This window comes from uncultured Paenibacillus sp. (assembly GCF_963515335.1).
Lineage (GTDB): Bacteria > Bacillota > Bacilli > Paenibacillales > Paenibacillaceae > Paenibacillus_I.
In genome coordinates, this window is the sequence record NZ_CAUPYC010000085.1 from 1 (window position 1) to 16,100 (window position 16,100).

At 59.9% G+C, this 16,100-nt stretch carries 15 protein-coding genes and 1 pseudogene; 5 read left to right on the plus strand and 11 right to left on the minus strand.

Annotation, left to right across the window (positions count from 1 at the left end):
* Positions 1 to 195 precede the first annotated feature (195 nt).
* The 5 genes from RWM61_RS18445 to RWM61_RS18465 form a co-directional block, all read right to left on the minus strand.
* A complete protein-coding gene (locus RWM61_RS18445) occupies positions 196 to 1,302 on the minus strand; it encodes a sulfate ABC transporter substrate-binding protein (RefSeq protein ID WP_399539000.1) in 1,107 nt (368 codons plus the stop codon).
* A 124-nt stretch (positions 1,303 to 1,426) separates the two neighbouring features.
* Positions 1,427 to 2,491, minus strand: a complete 1,065-nt coding sequence (locus RWM61_RS18450; RefSeq protein WP_314003532.1) for an ABC transporter ATP-binding protein — start codon at positions 2,489 to 2,491, stop codon at positions 1,427 to 1,429.
* 3 nt (positions 2,492 to 2,494) lie between these two features.
* Complete coding sequence (locus RWM61_RS18455) at positions 2,495 to 3,292, minus strand: sulfate ABC transporter permease subunit (protein ID WP_314003534.1); 798 nt, start codon at positions 3,290 to 3,292, stop codon at positions 2,495 to 2,497.
* The gene (cysT, locus tag RWM61_RS18460; RefSeq protein WP_314003536.1) at positions 3,289 to 4,104 is read right to left on the minus strand and encodes a sulfate ABC transporter permease subunit CysT; all 816 of its coding nucleotides are present in this window, start codon (positions 4,102 to 4,104) and stop codon (positions 3,289 to 3,291) included. Before cysT ends, RWM61_RS18455 begins: the two co-directional genes overlap by 4 nt.
* Positions 4,105 to 4,406: 302 nt before the next feature.
* A complete protein-coding gene (locus RWM61_RS18465; RefSeq protein ID WP_399538995.1) occupies positions 4,407 to 5,099 on the minus strand; it encodes an acyl-CoA thioesterase in 693 nt (230 codons plus the stop codon).
* Between the two features lie 121 nt (positions 5,100 to 5,220).
* Between RWM61_RS18465 and RWM61_RS18470 the strand changes: the two genes are divergently transcribed.
* Positions 5,221 to 6,108: a LysR family transcriptional regulator gene (locus RWM61_RS18470; protein ID WP_314003538.1), complete on the plus strand. Its 888-nt coding sequence runs from the start codon at positions 5,221 to 5,223 to the stop codon at positions 6,106 to 6,108.
* A gap of 74 nt (positions 6,109 to 6,182) precedes the next feature.
* Here RWM61_RS18470 and RWM61_RS18475 read toward each other — a convergent pair whose 3' ends face one another.
* Complete coding sequence (locus tag RWM61_RS18475) at positions 6,183 to 6,815, minus strand: YigZ family protein (RefSeq protein ID WP_314003540.1); 633 nt, start codon at positions 6,813 to 6,815, stop codon at positions 6,183 to 6,185.
* Between the two features lie 44 nt (positions 6,816 to 6,859).
* On the minus strand, positions 6,860 to 8,209 hold the full coding sequence (locus RWM61_RS18480; RefSeq protein ID WP_314003542.1) for a glucose-6-phosphate isomerase: 1,350 nt from the start codon (positions 8,207 to 8,209) through the stop codon (positions 6,860 to 6,862).
* A gap of 226 nt (positions 8,210 to 8,435) precedes the next feature.
* On the opposite strand from RWM61_RS18480, the pseudogene RWM61_RS18485 reads away from it, so the two are divergent.
* Positions 8,436 to 9,317 (plus strand): annotated as a pseudogene (locus RWM61_RS18485) (NAD(P)-dependent oxidoreductase); the annotation flags it as partial.
* Entirely contained in the window at positions 9,312 to 9,770 is a 459-nt protein-coding gene (locus RWM61_RS18490) for a PilZ domain-containing protein (protein ID WP_314003558.1), read from the plus strand. The pseudogene RWM61_RS18485 and the gene RWM61_RS18490, both read left to right, overlap by 6 nt.
* A 205-nt stretch (positions 9,771 to 9,975) precedes the next feature.
* Here the strand turns inward: RWM61_RS18490 and RWM61_RS18495 are convergent, their stop codons facing one another.
* From RWM61_RS18495 to RWM61_RS18510, 4 genes are all read right to left on the minus strand, one after another.
* A complete protein-coding gene (locus RWM61_RS18495) occupies positions 9,976 to 10,293 on the minus strand; it encodes a pyrimidine/purine nucleoside phosphorylase (RefSeq protein WP_314003544.1) in 318 nt (105 codons plus the stop codon).
* Between the two features lie 71 nt (positions 10,294 to 10,364).
* On the minus strand, positions 10,365 to 12,383 hold the full coding sequence (gene tkt / locus RWM61_RS18500) for a transketolase (RefSeq protein ID WP_314003546.1): 2,019 nt from the start codon (positions 12,381 to 12,383) through the stop codon (positions 10,365 to 10,367).
* A gap of 126 nt (positions 12,384 to 12,509) precedes the next feature.
* A complete protein-coding gene (purU, locus tag RWM61_RS18505) occupies positions 12,510 to 13,409 on the minus strand; it encodes a formyltetrahydrofolate deformylase (RefSeq protein ID WP_314003548.1) in 900 nt (299 codons plus the stop codon).
* A gap of 33 nt (positions 13,410 to 13,442) precedes the next feature.
* Complete coding sequence (locus tag RWM61_RS18510; protein ID WP_314003550.1) at positions 13,443 to 14,573, minus strand: deoxyribonuclease IV; 1,131 nt, start codon at positions 14,571 to 14,573, stop codon at positions 13,443 to 13,445.
* Positions 14,574 to 14,716: 143 nt separating this feature from the next.
* On the opposite strand from RWM61_RS18510, the gene RWM61_RS18515 reads away from it, so the two are divergent.
* Positions 14,717 to 15,154, plus strand: a complete 438-nt coding sequence (locus RWM61_RS18515; protein ID WP_314003552.1) for a DUF2621 domain-containing protein — start codon at positions 14,717 to 14,719, stop codon at positions 15,152 to 15,154.
* Between the two features lie 228 nt (positions 15,155 to 15,382).
* Entirely contained in the window at positions 15,383 to 15,946 is a 564-nt protein-coding gene (locus RWM61_RS18520; protein ID WP_314003554.1) for a hypothetical protein, read from the plus strand.
* Positions 15,947 to 16,100: the final 154 nt, after the last annotated feature.

The following is a 16,100-nucleotide window of genomic DNA, read 5'->3' on the forward strand; positions in this document are numbered from 1 at the left end:
TTTGGCAGGTTTCGTGGGGGGAAGAGGGGGGCGGCGAGCGAATAAGCGGCATTTTGCAGGTTACGGGGGGCGAAGAGGGGGGCGGCGAGCAAATAAGCGGCATTTTGCAGGTTACGGGGGGTGAAGAGGGATGGCCCGCGTAGAATGCAAAAAAAGGGCCGCCGAACCCTGTTCGGCGAACCCGCACCCGTCATCCTATAACCCCGCCAGCACCTGGTACCAGACGCCTTTGGGCGAATACAGCTCCTCCCGCACCTTCGCCCAACCGCCGAGGTAGCCGATGTCGAACAACCCCTCCGGCTGCGGAAACCGCTCCTTCGTTTCGTTCCATAAGTCCGGGTCAACCGGACGGAATCCATGTTTGACGAACGTGCGCTGCGCCTCGGGCGAGCCCAGAAACGCCACGAACGCCTCCGCGACCTCGCGCGTGCCGTGCCTGTCGACGTAGGAATCGACGACCGCGGCGGGGTTCTCGATCAGAATCGTATCGCGCGGCGTCACGATTTCATACGGCACGCCCTGCGCGATGCGCGCCAGCAGCTCGTTCTCGTACGTGACGATCACATCGCCCACGCCGTACTCGAACGCCGCCATCGAAGCGCGCCCGCTTTTGTCGAGCGACTCGACGTTGCCGTGCACGGAGGCGAGAAACTTTTTGGCGTACGCCGGATCCTTCCGCCCCCGCTCCTCCTCCGAACGCTTCAACCCGGCGCCGTAAATCGCGTTGATGTCCCACATCGCGCCGCCCGACGTTTTCGGATTCGGGTAGAGCACCCTCACGCCGTCCTTCGTCAAATCGGCCCAATCCCGGATGCCGAGCGGATTGCCTTCACGGGTGCCCATGACGACGATCGAGCGCGTGATCATGCCTCCATAAGCGCCTTCTTCCCGCCACTTGTTCTTGATCAGTCCGGCCTTCTCGATTTTGTCGAGGTCGGCCTCCATCGCCAGCACCGCCACATCGGCCTCGAAGCCGCCCACGATCGATCTGGCCTGCGTGCCCGACGCCTCGTACGACTCCTGAAAGGTCACCAGCTGGCCGGTCTTCTCCCGCCACCGCTGCTGGAACGCCGGCAGGAGCTCGGCGAACGCGTCCTTCGCGACGGAATACGCGCCGATCACCAGCGTCACGTCCCCCGTGGAAGACGACGGCTTCCCGCCGTCGATGCCGTTCCCCGGCTCGGACGGGCTTGCGCACGCAGCCGTCAGGAGGAGCAGCCCGATCGCGGCCAGCTTGGCCGCCCCCCGCTTGAGCGGCGGGAACGGGAACGGCGCACGCACAATCGCCGGCACCGCAGCCATAGCCGCCTGTATCAAGCCCCTTCCGCCCGAGCGGACCGGGGTCGTTTCGTTTTTCATGAGACACCCAACACTTTCTGCAATGAATTCACCGAACCGAAAGAACGGCATAGCTTACCTCGCCCGGCTAGATATGAATCGGCATCGGGTCTTCCTTCAGCGTATTCTCCATAATCCAGCTGTCGTTGTCGTTGAACAGATACGCGCGGTGCACCAGCACGCTGACCTCGTCGCCCGGGTGCAGAATCTCTTTCTCCAGGGAACGGTACGTGATCAGCAGATTCGAGCCGACCTCCACCTCGACCAGCCATTCGCTGCCGCGGAAGTGGATGTGCTTGACGCGCCCCCGCTCCGTTGCCGAAGGGATGCGGAATTCGCTCAGCCGGCCGACCTCGATATATTCCGGTCGAATAAGCGCCTTCGTATCCGCCCAGCTCGAAGCGTTCTCGAAGCCTCTCAGCTTGGAAACGTCCTCGACGATCGTCGATTCCCCGACGAAGCTCGCCACAAACTGGGTCTGCGGATTTTTGTAAATTTCCCACGGGGTGCCCTTCTGCTCGAGACGCCCTTTGCTGATAATCATAATTTCGTCGGCAACCTCGATCGCTTCGTCCTGGTCGTGCGTGACGAAAATCGACGTAATGCCGAGCCGCGCGATCATATCCTTGAGCCACGAGCGAAGCTCCTGGCGGATTTTGGCGTCGATGGCCGCGAACGGCTCGTCGAGCAGCAGCAGCTGCGGCTCCGGCGCAAGCGCGCGCGCGAACGCGACGCGCTGCCGCTGGCCGCCGGAGAGCTGATGAGGATACCGGTGCTCGAAGCCCTTGAGACCGGTAAGCTCGACAAGCTCCATCACGCGCTCGCGGATCCGCTCCTTCGGCTGCTTCTTCACCTTCAAGCCGAAGGCGACGTTGTCGAATACGGTCATGTGCTTGAACAGCGCATAGTTCTGAAAAACAAAGCCGATCCCGCGCTCCTGCGGCGGCAGCTCGTTGACCCGTTTGCCCTCGAAAATAATATCGCCGGAGGACGGAGACTCAAGACCCGCCAGCATGCGCAGAATCGACGTTTTGCCGCCGCCGCTCGGGCCGAGCAGGCCGATCAGATGGCCTTTCTCGACGGCAAAGCTCACATCGCGGACCGCGTGGAAATCGCCGAAGCTTTTATTCAGGTTGCGTACCTCGATCTGCATCGCTCAATGCACTTCCTTTCGCTTCTTGGCCCATTCCATCATCAGGAGCAGCCCGACGGAAACGGCGGCGAGCACGAGCGCCAGGCTGTTCGCCGCAATGACGTTGAAATTTTCCACGTCCTGATAGACGAGCGTAGTGGCCGTTTGCGTCTTGTTGATGATATTACCCGATACGACGAGCACCGCACCGAATTCGCCCATGCTGCGGGCGACCGTCAACACGACGCCGTAGATGACGCCCCAGCGGATCGACGGCCAGGTCACATGCCAGAACGTATACCAGGAGTATGCCCCCAAGGTGGAAGCCGCTTCCTCCTGCTGCGCGCCGATTTCCTGCAGGACAGGCATAATCTCGCGCACCATGAGCGGAAACGTGACGAACAGCGTGGCAATGATCATGCCCGGCATCGCGTATACGACCTTGAAGCCGACGTCCTCGAATAACGCGCCGAGCACCGTGTTCGGCCCCAGCAGCAGCACGATCATCAGGCCGCCAATGACCGGCGAGACGGCAAACGGCAGATCGACAATGCTGTTCAACAGCTGCTTCATGCGGCGGCCGAGCCAATCGGCCCGAACCAGATAAAGCGCAAGCATGACGCCGAAAAGCGTATTGACGACCGTGACGATCACCGTAATCAGAAACGTCATCCACAGCGCGTGCAGCGACTGCGGGCGGGAGAGGGCCTCGATGAAGCCGTTCCAGCCCTCCGCCCAGGCGCCGGTGAAAATTTTGACGAGCGGCGCAATGAGCAGCACCAGAAATACCACATAGGTGAGAGGAATCCAGAGCTTCTTCATGCGCGGCCCCTCCTCGACTGGATCACGTTTACCGTCCAGAGGATGAGGAACGACAGCGTAAGCAGCACGATCGAGACGGCCGCCGCGCCCTGCGGGTTGTCGCTCTCGACCTCGCCGAAAATGTATACGGACGCGATCAGCGTCTTGCCCGGAATGTTGCCCGCCACGAGCACGACCGCGCCGAATTCGGCCAACGCCCGTGCGAACGCCAGCATGGCGCCGCTAAGAATTCCGGGTAAAATGGTCGGGAATATAACCTGAAAAAACGTCTTCACTTTGGAAGCGCCGAGCGTATAAGCCGCTTCCTCCTCCGATTTATCCATTTCCTCCAGCAGCGGCTGCACCGCGCGGATGACGAAGGGAAAGGTGACGAACAGCATCGCGATGACGATCGCCGGCTCGTGGAACACGATCTGGAAGCCGAGTCTCTCCGCCGCTTCGCCGACGGCGCTTCCCGGGCCGAGCAGCAGCAGAATCATCAGGCCGCCGACGGCGGTCGGCAGCGCGAAAGGCAGATCGACCAGACTGTTCAGGATGCGCCGGCCGTAAAAGCGATAGCGGATCAGCACCCATCCGACCATCGTGCCGATGAGTACGTTGACGACCGTCGCGACCAGCGCCAGCCGGATGGTCAGCAGCACGGACTTCCATGCGAGCGGATCGCTTACGCTGTCGCGGAACGGCGTCCATCCGAGCGAAAAAGACTGTGCGTAAACCCCCAGAATCGGCAGCACGATAAGAACGATGAAATAGAGCATAATGGCGCTTCGGAATCCGAAGCTCCACCATCGGCTGCGCAGCATAGCATTCACAAAGATTAACCTCCCAGACCTTCGGTATGTCCGATCAACCCGCACCGTTTTTGTCGTCGTTTTGGTGGTTGAAGGTTTAATTCCTATTAAGTTACTTGGTATACATAACTTTATCAGACGGCTTCGCGTCCAGTCAATGCTTTTCATAAGAAAAATTGATGGCTACTACAAAGTATAGTGATGAACGGGCTGTTAGGTGCTTATCCCTCTGCAGGCAGCCGAAAAGAAATCATTCAGCACAAAAAAGACCGTCCGACGATTGCTTATCGGACAGTCTGTTCAAGTCGCTTATTTATCGGGGATTACCATTCCGCATCCCAGTGAGAAGCGAACGCCATGCGCTCCGCCGCCTCTTCCGCCTCCGCGCGCTCCGGCTGCCGTCCGGCGGCCTTGCGGGCTTGGCTCAAGCGGTATTCGACGCCGAGAACGGCGGCGAATTTCTTGCTCTCCTCGCGCCGCACGGCCCTTGCTTTCTTGCGCATTTCCGCGCTGTCGTGCAGCAGCCGCTCCTCGTCGGTTTCCGGATAGACGCCGGGCACTTCCACCGGTCGGCCGTCTTCGCCGAGCGCCACAAACGTGAGGAACGACGTCGCGCATACCTTCCGCTCTCCAGTCAGCAGATCCTCGGTGATCGCACGCACGAACACTTCCATCGACGTCTTGTGCGTCCAGGTGACGAAGGCCGACAGGCAGACGGCGTCCCCTTTTTTCACCGGATGCAGAAAATCGACCGAGTCGGTCGAGGCCGTCACGACGGGACGACGCGCGTGCCGGGTTGCCGCGATCGTCGCCACATCGTCGATGTACTCCATCAGTTTTCCGCCGAAAATCGTGCCGTGATGGTTCGTGTCCGGCGGGAGCACGATCGATGCCTTTATCGTATGCGATGCGCGGGAGGGCTTGGCCGGTTCGCCGCCGCGCAAGCGGACAGGGGTATGGCCTTCCTTCAACAGCTCTTTCAGCCGGATTTCCTCCGGTTCCGTGATTTTTATCATAGACACGCACCTTCCTTTCCCCTACTGTACATCCGTTTCCCGCATAGGTAAAATACATAATACGAATAATGATCATGCATGAAATCTATGTATGCGCTGTCTGGCAGGGGTGAGAACGACAATGGATTTGCGCAAGCTCGAATACTTTGTGGCCGTAGCCGAACACCGCAGCTTCACGAAAGCCGCCGATGCGCTGCACGTCACCCAACCGACCTTGTCCAAAATGGTCCGGATGCTCGAGTCCGAACTGGGCGCCGAGCTGTTCGACCGTTCCGCCGCTCCGATCGAGCTGACGGACGCCGGGCATACGATTTTGCGTTCCGCGCGCGGCGTTCTTCTTTCGCTCGACCGGATGACGCAGGAGCTCGACGAGGTGATCCGGCTGGAAAAAGGAACCGTGCGGCTCGGCATCCCTCCGATGATCGGCGTCCGTTTTTTCCCGTCGGCGATCGGGAAATTCCACAGCCTGTATCCGAATGTGCATCTCCGGATCATGGAGCAGGGCGGCAAAACGATCGAGACCGGCGTCGATGCCGGCGATCTCGACGTCGGCTTCGTCATCCTGCCGGTCGAGGCGGAAGGCCGGTTCCATGTCCATCCGTGCATCGAGGAGCAGTTGGCGGTGGTGCTGCCTGCCGGCCACGCGCTGGGAGGGAAAAAGGAGCTCGGACTCGGGGAACTGGCGGACGAGCCGTTCATCCTGTTCCGCGAGGACTTCAACCTGCATCACGTCATATTGGAGGAATGCGCGCGGGCGGGCTTCAGGCCTCAGATCGCTTTTGAAAGCTCGCAATGGGATTTCATGGCGGAGATGGTGGGCGTGGGGCTCGGCATTACGCTGCTGCCGGCCAGCGTGTGCCGGCTGCTCAGTCCGGACCGCTTCCGGACGGTTGCGCTTGCCGCCCCGGGCATTCCGTGGCGGATGTCGATGATTTGGCGGAAGGAGCACTACATCCCCTTCGCCGCGCGGGAATGGATCCGCATGATCCGGCAGGACCCGCTGAAATAAAAAATGCCCCGTCCGCAGATTTCTTCTCTGCTTGCGGGGCATCTCTTTTGGGGCTGCCGGATGTGGCCGGACGGTTATTCGCCTTCCACATCATAACGCGCTTCCCCGAGCGTAATGATGCTTTGCCCCTGGGTCAGGTCGGTCATCCATTGCACGAACCGCTCCGCGTCCGGGGCTTCGGGCAAGCACGTTACGGCAACACGGTCGGTGAAGGAGACGTCGCCCGTACGGACGCCGCGTCCCCGCAGCTCGTTCTCGATTTTGCCGTACCAGGTGTAATCGACGTCGACCAGCACTTCGCGGTGCAGCACGTTGACGATCGGCTCCGCCGCTTCGATGCCGGCGACCGCGCCGTCCGTATAAGCGCGGATCAGGCCGCCGGCGCCGAGCAGGATGCCGCCGAAGTAGCGCGTGACGACGACGGCGACATTTTTCAGCCCCTGGGCCTTGATGACCTCGAGAATCGGCTTGCCCGCCGTGCCGCTCGGCTCGCCGTCGTCCGACTGCTTCTGGATTTCATCGCGCTCGCCGACGACATAAGCCGAACAATTGTGGGTGGCGTTCCAATGCTTTTTCTTGATTTCCTCCACGTAAGCGACCGCTTCCGCTTCGTCCGCGACCGGCTTGGCATAGCCGATGAACCGGGATTTCTTGATCACGATCTCCCGGCTGGCCTCCTGACGCAGCGTCTTGTAACGCTCCAGCATAGGCGCCCGGCTCCCTTCGCATGCTTATGCTTCGTTTGCCGGCTCTACAGCCGTGCTTCGAGCTCCGATTTTTCCTTCTCGTAGCCCGGCTTGCCGAGCAGCGCAAACATATTTTTCTTGTACGCCTCGACGCCCGGCTGGTCGAACGGGTTGACGCCGAGCAGGTAGCCGCTGATGCCGCAGGCGATCTCGAAGAAATAGACGAGATAGCCGAACGTGTACGGGCTGAAATCCTTGATCGTGACGACCAGGTTCGGAACGTTGCCGTCCGTGTGGGCGAGCAGCGTGCCCTGGAACGCCTTCTTGTTGACGAAGTCCATCGTCTTGCCGGTCAGGAAGTTGAGGCCGTCCAGATCGGCGGGATCGTTCCCGATGGTCAGATGCTCGGACACCTCGGCCACCTGGATAACCGTCTCGAACAGGTTGCGCGCGCCTTCCTGGATGAACTGGCCCATCGAGTGCAGGTCCGTGGAGAAATCGACGGAAGCCGGGAAAATCCCCTTGTTGTCCTTGCCTTCGCTCTCGCCGTACAGCTGCTTCCACCACTCCGATACGAAGTGCAGCGAAGGCTCGTAGTTGACGAGGATTTCCGTCGCTTTGCCTTTGCGGTACAAGGCGTTGCGGACCGCCGCGTATTGATAGGCTTCATTTTCTTTCAGGTCTGCGCTGCCGTATGCCTTGGAGGCGTCCGCGGCTCCTTGCATCATCGCGTCGATGTCGATGCCCGCGGCGGCGATCGGCAGCAGGCCGACGGCGGTCAGCACGGAGTAACGGCCGCCCACGTCGTCGGGGATAATGAACGACTCGTAGCCTTCCTCGGTCGCGAGCTTCTTCAGCGCGCCCTTCGCGCGGTCGGTCGTGGCGTAAATCCGCTTGCGGGCCTCTTCCTTGCCGTACCGCTGCTCCAGCTTCTCGCGGAAAATGCGGAACGCGATCGCCGGCTCCGTCGTCGTTCCGGACTTGGAGATCACGTTGATCGACCAGTTGCGGCCTTCCAGCAGCTGGAGAAGATGCGTAACGTATGTAGAGCTGATGTTGTTGCCGGCGAAAAAGATTTGCGGCGTCTTACGCTTGCCGTCCGGCAGCATATTGTAGAAGGAATGCGAGAGCATCTCGATCGCCGCGCGGGCCCCGAGATAGGAGCCGCCGATGCCGATGACGATCAGCACGTCCGAGTCGGATTGGATTTTGGCCGCGGCTTGCTTGATGCGGGCGAATTCCTCTTTGTCATAATTGACCGGAAGGTCGATCCAGCCAAGGTAATCGGATCCTGCGCCGGTTCCGCCGCGAAGCTGGTCATGCGCGTTCTTGACCGCGCCGGCCAGGTAATCCACCTCGTGCTGTCCTACGAACGTCAACGCCTTGCTGTAATCGAATGATACGGTTTTGGACATCGTTGCTCTCCTCCAACTCGTTAATCGTTATGGTGCGGGCGGACGAACCTTTCCGCAACAGCCTAACCAATACAATAATGGATTTCCCAACCGAACACAAGAAAAGCATAATTCGACAAAACCTTTGCCGTCCGGTGCGGGAACCGTCCTGAATGTGGTAAAATCGTGAGTGTACGAACCGCGGATTTCCCATCATTTTACGATAAGGCAGGTGCCCGGCAATATGATGAAAACCATTGCATTCATCGGTCTCGGTACAATGGGCGCGCCCATGGCCGCCAATCTGCTCCGCAAAGGCTATCCGGTCGTCGTATACAACCGGACGCCCGGACGCCCGGACGAGCTGCTGTCGCTCGGCGCGGAAGTCGCCGATTCGCCGTTCGCGGCCGCGAAAGCGGCGGACGTCGTCATCACGATGATCAGCAACGACGCGGCCGCAGAGGATGTTTACTACGGCGATTCCGGCATCCTGGACGGATTGAAGCCGGGAATGACCGTCATCGACTCCAGTACGATCTCGCCCGCTCTGGCCCGCCGTCTGGCGCGGGATGTCGGAGACCGGTTCGCGGATTTCCTCGATGCGCCCGTAACCGGAAGCAAGCCCGCCGCCATCGACGGTACGCTGGTCTTCATGGCGGGGGGCAGACCCGATGTCATCGACGGCAACAAAGAGCTGCTGCTTGCCATGGGCCGCGAAGTCATCCCGATGGGCGGGAACGGGAGCGGCGCCGTAGCCAAGCTGGCTCACAACACGATCGTCGGCATCAATGCGGCCGGGCTGATCGAAGGCATGGCGATCGCCGCCAAGGGCGGCATCGAGGCCGACTCCTTCCTTCGCCTCGTCCAATCGGGCGGCGCGGCCAGCAAGCAGGCGGATTTGAAGGGCCGCAAAATTATCGACCGCGACTTCAGCGTCCAGTTCTCGCTGGCGCTGATGCTGAAGGACCTGCGCTTATCGTCGGTGCTGTCGGACGGGCTCGGTCTGTCGACCCCGATGCTTGAAGCCGCCAAAAGCCTGTTTCAGATCGGCCAGGCCGCCGGCTACGGCGAACAAGATCTGGCGGCGCTGGCCAACGTCTACGAGACGTGGATCGGCCGCCCGATCGGAGCTGGCGGCGTTGACGGCGGTACGGCCGCGGCGGGCGGCGCGGAGAGCCCGGCTGCAGCTTCGGCGGCGCGGGACGGGCACGAAGCCGCCGGCGTCCGGGAAGCGGGTGGGGAACGCAGACGCAGCACCAGGCTTGCGCTGGAAATCCCGCTTATGATGTCGGTCTATCAATGGCAGCAGGAAGGCGCGTTCTCCGGCCAATCCGTGCAGGGCTATCTCCGCGATCTGTCGGACAACGGCCTGCAGGTGGCCTCTTCATTCCCGCTGGAGCATGACATGTTCGTCGTCATCCACTTCCAGGAGGAATCCGCGCTGCCCCCGATGATCGCGCGCATCATCCGAATCGAAGCACACGGCGATATGTTCCACTACGGCTGCATGCTGTCGGCGCTTCCGCCGTATCAGCGGGCGCAACTGGAGGAATATATCGAGAGCAAGCTGCAGGAGACGTAATCCGCTCCGCGAAAAACACTTGTTTTGATGCCCGCAAATATGATTCCCTGGCCAGCCGAAGCGGCGGCAAATGTTCACGAAGTCTGCCGTTCTGTTCAATACGGGTATTCCCGTCCTGAATGTTGAGAAAGGCTGTCCGCGCTTCCGCCGTTCTGGCGGTGTCGGACAGCCTTTTGCTGTTGTCGGTACCGTTCGCGCGGTCCGATTAATCCGTGATATAAGAGCAGCAGTAGTCGGTTACGGCCGTTACCTGGAGCTTGAACTTCGCGTTTGCCGGCACCGTGAATTCGCCTTTGCCTTGAATATGCTTCCACTCGGAGTCGCCGGGCAGCAGCACCTTCAGGTCGCCTGCCAGAATCTCCATGATTTCCTTTGCGTCGGTGCCGAATTCATAGTCACCGGGCAGCATGATGCCGAGCGTTTTTTTAGTGCCGTCTGCGAACAGGACCGTGCGGCTCGTTACTTTGCCGTCGAAGTATACGTTCGCCTGCTTCACGACGGTGACGTTGTCGAATTGGGACATGATGATCCTCGATCTCCTTTATAAAGGACCGCGGCGCGGCCGCGGTCCTCGTTCATGATAGGGAATCGCGCCTACAGAAGCGCCTTGACCTTGCCGACGACGTTCTCGACCGTAAATCCGTATTCCTTGATGACACGGTCGCCTGGCGCGGAAGCTCCGAACGTGTCGATGCCGAGCACCGCGCCTTTGTCGCCGACGTAACGCTCCCATCCGAACGGATGCGCCATCTCGACGGCCAGGCGGGCCTTGACGTCCGGCAGCAGCACGGAATCCTTGTAAGCCTGGTCCTGCTTGTCGAACAAATCCCAGCTCGGCATGCTGATGACGCGAACGGCGATGCCTTCTTCAGCCAGCGCCTTTTGCGCCGCCACGGCCAATTGCACCTCGGAGCCGGTCGCCAGAATTTGCGCGACGGCCTTGCCGCCTTCGGCGTCGGATACGACGTATGCGCCGCGCTCAATTCCTGTGCGCGCGTTCTCCGCGGTGCCGGCCAGAATCGGCAGGTTTTGGCGGGTCAGCACAAGCGCAACCGGGTTATTCTTGTTGGCTACCGCGTAACGCCAAGCCGCCGCCGTCTCGTTCGCATCGGCGGGACGGATAACCGTCAGGCCCGGAATGATCCGGATCGAAGCCAGCTGCTCGATCGGCTCGTGGGTCGGGCCGTCTTCGCCGACCGCGATACTGTCGTGCGTCAACACGTAGATGACCGGCAGCTTCATCAGGGAAGCCAGACGAACGGCCGGGCGCAGATAGTCGGTGAATACGAAGAACGTGCCGCCGTATACCTTCAGGCCGCCGTGCAGCATGATGCCGTTCATCGCCGCGGCCATGCCGAATTCGCGAACGCCGAAGTAGATGTTGCGGCCCGCATAGTTGCCGGCTTTATAAATAGGCAACCCTTTAAGATGCGTCATCGTCGAGCTCTCAAGGTCGGCGGAGCCGCCGACGAGGTTCGGCACATTTTTCGCCAGACCGTTCAATGCTTCACCTGAAGCGACGCGGGTGGACAGCGCTTTGCCGCCAGCCTCGTACACAGGCAGATCGCGATCCCAGCCTTCCGGAAGTTCGCCGTTTACGGCTGCTTCAAATTGCGCGCCGAGCTCGGGATTCGCCGCTTTATACGAAGCGAGCAGCTTATTCCATTCCGCATTCGCCTGCTCGCCTCTTGCCTTCACGCCGGCGAAATGCGCGCGCACCTCGTCCGGCACGTGGAACTGGGCATCCTCCTGCCAGCCGTAGGCCTGCTTCGTCAGCTTCGTCTCGTCCGCTCCGAGCGGCGAGCCGTGCGGACCGGCATGGCCGCCTTTGCCGCCTTTGTTCGGGCTGCCGTAGCCGATCACCGTCTTCACTTCGATCAGCGTCGGCTTGTCCTTCTCGGCCTGCGCTTCGGCAATCGCCTTGGCGATCGCGTCAAGATCGTTGCCGTCCTTGACGAGAATCGTTTGCCAGCCATAAGCCTGGAAGCGCTGCTGTACGTTTTCCGAGAACGACAGGCTCAGCTCGCCGTCCAGCGAAATATCGTTCGAATCGTAAAGCACAATGAGCTTGCCGAGCTTCAAATGGCCGGCGAGCGAAGCGGATTCGCTCGAGATGCCCTCGGACAAATCGCCGTCGCCGCAAATCGAATACGTATAATGATCGATCACGTTAAAGCCGTCTTTGTTATAGGTGGCCCCGAGCTGGGCTTCCGCCATCGCCATGCCGACCGCCATTGCGATCCCTTGTCCAAGCGGTCCTGTCGTGGCGTCGACGCCCGCCGTATGGCCGAATTCCGGATGGCCCGGGGTTTTGGAGCCCCACTGGCGGAACTGCTGAAGCTCTTCCATCGGCAGATCGTAGCCTGTCAGGTGCAGCAGGCTGTATAACAGCATGGAGCCGTGTCCGGCGGACAGCACGAAGCGGTCGCGGTTGACCCAACCCGGATTGGACGGGTTATGATTCATCGTTTTGGCGAAAAGCTGGTATCCCATCGGTGCGGCGCCCATCGGCATGCCCGGATGTCCGGATTTCGCCTTCTCGATCGCGTCGATGGCCAGCGTTCGGACCGTATCGATCGAAAGCTGCTCGACGGACTTTTGTGAGACTGTCATTTACAAGTTTCCTCCCATTCCTCAACTGTTAGCCGTATGCTCCGTCACGTTGTACGTACAAGTGCGCAGGCTTTTGAAATATTGTACCATTAGCTTCTGCCGTTTTCCATAGAAATAGTCCGAAGTTTAGTTGAAGACGACCGTTTTGTTCTGATGCACGATGATCCGGTCCTCGATATGCCATTTGACGGCGCGCGCCAGCACGACGCGTTCGATCGTCCGGCCGATGCGCTTCAGGTCGTTGACGTTGTCGCGATGGCTCACCCGCTGCACGTCCTGCTCGATGATCGGTCCGCCGTCGAGCTCCTCGGTCACGTAGTGCGCCGTGGCTCCGATGATTTTCACTCCGCGCTGATACGCCTGGGCGTACGGCTTGCCGCCGACGAACGCGGGCAGGAACGAGTGATGGATGTTGATGATCCGGTTCGGGAAATATTCGATGAACTTTGGCGTGATGATCTGCATATAGCGGGCCAGGACGATGATGTCCGCTTTGCCGGTTACCGCTTCCAGCTGCTTGCGCTCCGCCTCGGCTTTCGTGTCCGCGGTGACCGGAATATGGTAATAAGGAATCCCGAACGATTCGACGAGTTCCCTCATGTCCTGGTGATTGCTGATGACCATCGCGATTTCCGCATCCAGATCGCCCGCCTGCCACTGCCACAGCAGCTCCAGCAGACAATGGTCCTCCTTCGAGACGAAGATCGCAAGCCGCTTCTTCCGGCTCGCGCGGAACGTGTGCCATTTCATATCGAAACGGTCCGCCACCCGGGTGAAATCCTCCTGGAGAACCGGAAGCTGCTTGTCCAGCTCCTGCAAATCGAACTCGAAGCGGATGAAAAACATGCCGCCCTCGGGATCCATCGTGTATTGGTCCGATTGGACGATGTTTGCGCCGTGCTCGTACAGAAACTGGGATACGGCCGCCACGATCCCCGGCCGGTCCGGGCAAGAGATAAGCATCCGGGCGCGGTTGTTGTTGTCGCTGTTCATGGATTGCCGGGTCTGATATACGTTTGACTGCATGGGTTGATTTCTTCCTTCCCTTCCGTCCGTCGGTTACGCGTTCACAAGCAGCTGCCTGCCCGCAAACCACGCCGTAATGCGCTGGTTGATCTTCTCTTCGCTGAGATCCTCCGGTAGTATCCGGTTCTCGACCACGAGATCGTAGAGACGGTCCATCGGCTCGCGCGGATCGGCTTTTTTCGCTTTCGCGTCGTTTTTCAGCGCATCCCAAACCGACAGCACATAAGCGCGGCGATCGATCTCTTCCTTCTCGAAGAAATGATGCAATCGCTCGACATGGTCGAAAAATCCTTCGCCGAACCGATCCATCGCGTCGCCCCGCAGAAGCGCGATCTCCGCTTCGTACATCGGACGGCATGTCTTGTCGTCCTTGCCGATCCACGGCGTCTCCAGAATGAACGGGCGCCCCGCGAGCAGCTCATGGTGCACGATATTGTTGATCGCTTCGTGGCCGAGGAAGCCTGCGCCGACCGGCGCGTGGCGGTCCTTGCCGGAGCCCCGCGGGTTTTTCGTATCGTTGATGTGCACGACCGCAACCCGGTCAAGACCGACGATCCTGTCGAATTCCGCAAGCGTGCCGTCCAGGTCGCCGATCAGGTCATAGCCCGCATCGTTCATGTGGCATGTATCCATACAAACGGTCAGGCGGTCGTTGTGCTTGACCTTGTCGATAATGGACGCGATCTCCTCGAACGAGCGTCCGATCTCCGTGCCCTTGCCCGCCATCGTCTCGAGCGCGATGCTGACGTCTGTCTCCTTCGTTCCCTCAAGCACCTCGTTCAGGCCTTCGGCAATGCGGGCGATGCCGTACTCCGGGTCTTTGTCGGTATAAGCGCCCGGATGAAGCACGATGTTCTTCACGCCGATCCGGTGGGTGCGCCGAACCTCCTCCTGAAGGAAGCGCACCGCCAGCTCGAAGGTCTCTTCCTTATAGGAGCCGAGATTAATGATATAAGGCGCGTGCACGACGATTTCGCCGATTCCGTTCGCCTGCATGACGGCCTTGCCTTCCTCGATGTATAAATCCTCGATCGGCTTGCGCCGTGTATTCTGCGGAGCGCCGGTATAAATCATGAATGAGCTCGAGCCGTAGGACACCGCTTCCTGCGCTGCAGTCAGCAGCCCCTTGTCCGATAAAGATACGTGCGAACCGATTTTCAGCATATGAAATAACCGCTCCTTTCAGGACATCATGTACATTCTATCAGAACTTGGGGAAGGGAAAAAGCCAAACTTGCCGCGCCGGGCGCCGTCCTGTCGAAATTGCCGCGGGAATCGGTTATAATGCTGCATAGAGGTGAGCGGGAATGGATTCGTGGAACGGCGGATTTATATATTTAATCGTGTTCTGGGCGGTCGTCATGGTCGTCTTCATGGCGATCGGCGGCTTCTTTATGTTCCGCAAGTTTATGAAGGTGCTGCCGATGCGGGACGGCAAGTCCAAGCTCGATTGGCAAAATTACTGGGTCGAACGGAGCCGTCCGCTCTGGACCGACGATTCGAAAGCTTTTCTGGATCAGCTGGCGTCTCCGGTTCCGCAGGCGTTCCGCGACATCGCCAAGCATTCGATCGCCGCGCGCATCGGCCAGATCGCGGTCGAGAGCGGCGCAAGCGAAGTGACGCGCGCCCATTGCATCGAAGGGTATATACGCGCCACTCCGGCCCGGGACTACCGGAGCCTGAAGTCGTTTCTGGATAAAAACAACATCGATTACACGCCTTACACACATCTGCTGAACAAATGACAGGACGCCCTGAGGCGTGTGTGGTTGAAAGCTGGGCGGACCCAAGCTAAGCCAATGAAGGCTTGCCTAACAAAACGCCGCCGCGACACGGATTCGTGAGGACCTGATGGTTCCCGAAAAGTCATCCGCATACGCTGAAGAGCCGGGAGTTATGGCTTGGTAATCCGGATTGGGGCGGAACCTTCAAGGGTATACAATCGTTATAGTAGGCAGGAGGTGGGTTACCCCATGACGAATCGAAAAGCGACCTCACGCAAAAGCGCCATGCGCACGGCGGGAATTGCGGCAACCATGCTGCTGGCCGCGGCGCTTGTTACCGCATGCGGCAGCGGCAATAACACGGATACGCCCGACCCGAATTATGCCAATCCGACTACCGAAGGCAACAATCCGGCCCAAGAAAGGACGTCGCCGGAACCGGCGGACCAAATCAAAGAAGGCCCGGGCGACACGAACGGATCGAATGATACGAAGAATGCCAACGAGGGGACGAATGCCAACGAGGGGACGTCGGGAAACGATACGTCCGGCAACGGTTCAACGGCGGATAATAATACTTCCGGCACCATTCTGGAAGGCACCGGCACCTATACCGGCCAGATCGACTCGCGTTCCATCGAGATCGAAACGGCTGAAGGCCCTCAGGCGTTCCAGATCGACGACAGGCTGGCCGAGGTCCTAGCCGGCTTGGAATCAGGCGCCAAGGTGGTTTACGAATATACCGAAAAAGAAATCGACAACGGCGGCGAGAAAGTGCGGCAGCTATGGCTGGTTGACATTAGGCTCCAGTAGGGCTGCGGTTGTTCGGGTGCTTCAGGCTCCGGTTGTTCGGGTGATTCGCTCCGTTTCGCGTCCGTTTCCTGATCCACTAAGCCCCACTAAGGTGGAAACGGCCACAAACAAGTCGCTCTTCCCCCGAACAACCTCCGCTGCAATTTGGGGATTA

Bases quoted from the DNA above. Each gene is read 5' to 3' on its own strand.
- RWM61_RS18445 (WP_399539000.1), bottom strand. From the start codon at position 1,302: ATGGCTGCGGTGCCGGCGATTGTGCGTGCGCCGTTCCCGTTCCCGCCG.
- RWM61_RS18450 (WP_314003532.1), bottom strand. From the start codon at position 2,491: ATGCAGATCGAGGTACGCAACCTGAATAAAAGCTTCGGCGATTTCCAC.
- RWM61_RS18455 (WP_314003534.1), bottom strand. From the start codon at position 3,292: ATGAAGAAGCTCTGGATTCCTCTCACCTATGTGGTATTTCTGGTGCTG.
- RWM61_RS18465 (WP_399538995.1), bottom strand. From the start codon at position 5,099: ATGATAAAAATCACGGAACCGGAGGAAATCCGGCTGAAAGAGCTGTTG.
- RWM61_RS18470 (WP_314003538.1), top strand. From the start codon at position 5,221: ATGGATTTGCGCAAGCTCGAATACTTTGTGGCCGTAGCCGAACACCGC.
- RWM61_RS18475 (WP_314003540.1), bottom strand. From the start codon at position 6,815: ATGCTGGAGCGTTACAAGACGCTGCGTCAGGAGGCCAGCCGGGAGATC.
- RWM61_RS18480 (WP_314003542.1), bottom strand. From the start codon at position 8,209: ATGTCCAAAACCGTATCATTCGATTACAGCAAGGCGTTGACGTTCGTA.
- RWM61_RS18495 (WP_314003544.1), bottom strand. From the start codon at position 10,293: ATGTCCCAATTCGACAACGTCACCGTCGTGAAGCAGGCGAACGTATAC.
- tkt (WP_314003546.1), bottom strand. From the start codon at position 12,383: ATGACAGTCTCACAAAAGTCCGTCGAGCAGCTTTCGATCGATACGGTC.
- purU (WP_314003548.1), bottom strand. From the start codon at position 13,409: ATGCAGTCAAACGTATATCAGACCCGGCAATCCATGAACAGCGACAAC.
- RWM61_RS18510 (WP_314003550.1), bottom strand. From the start codon at position 14,573: ATGCTGAAAATCGGTTCGCACGTATCTTTATCGGACAAGGGGCTGCTG.
- RWM61_RS18515 (WP_314003552.1), top strand. From the start codon at position 14,717: ATGGATTCGTGGAACGGCGGATTTATATATTTAATCGTGTTCTGGGCG.
- RWM61_RS18520 (WP_314003554.1), top strand. From the start codon at position 15,383: ATGACGAATCGAAAAGCGACCTCACGCAAAAGCGCCATGCGCACGGCG.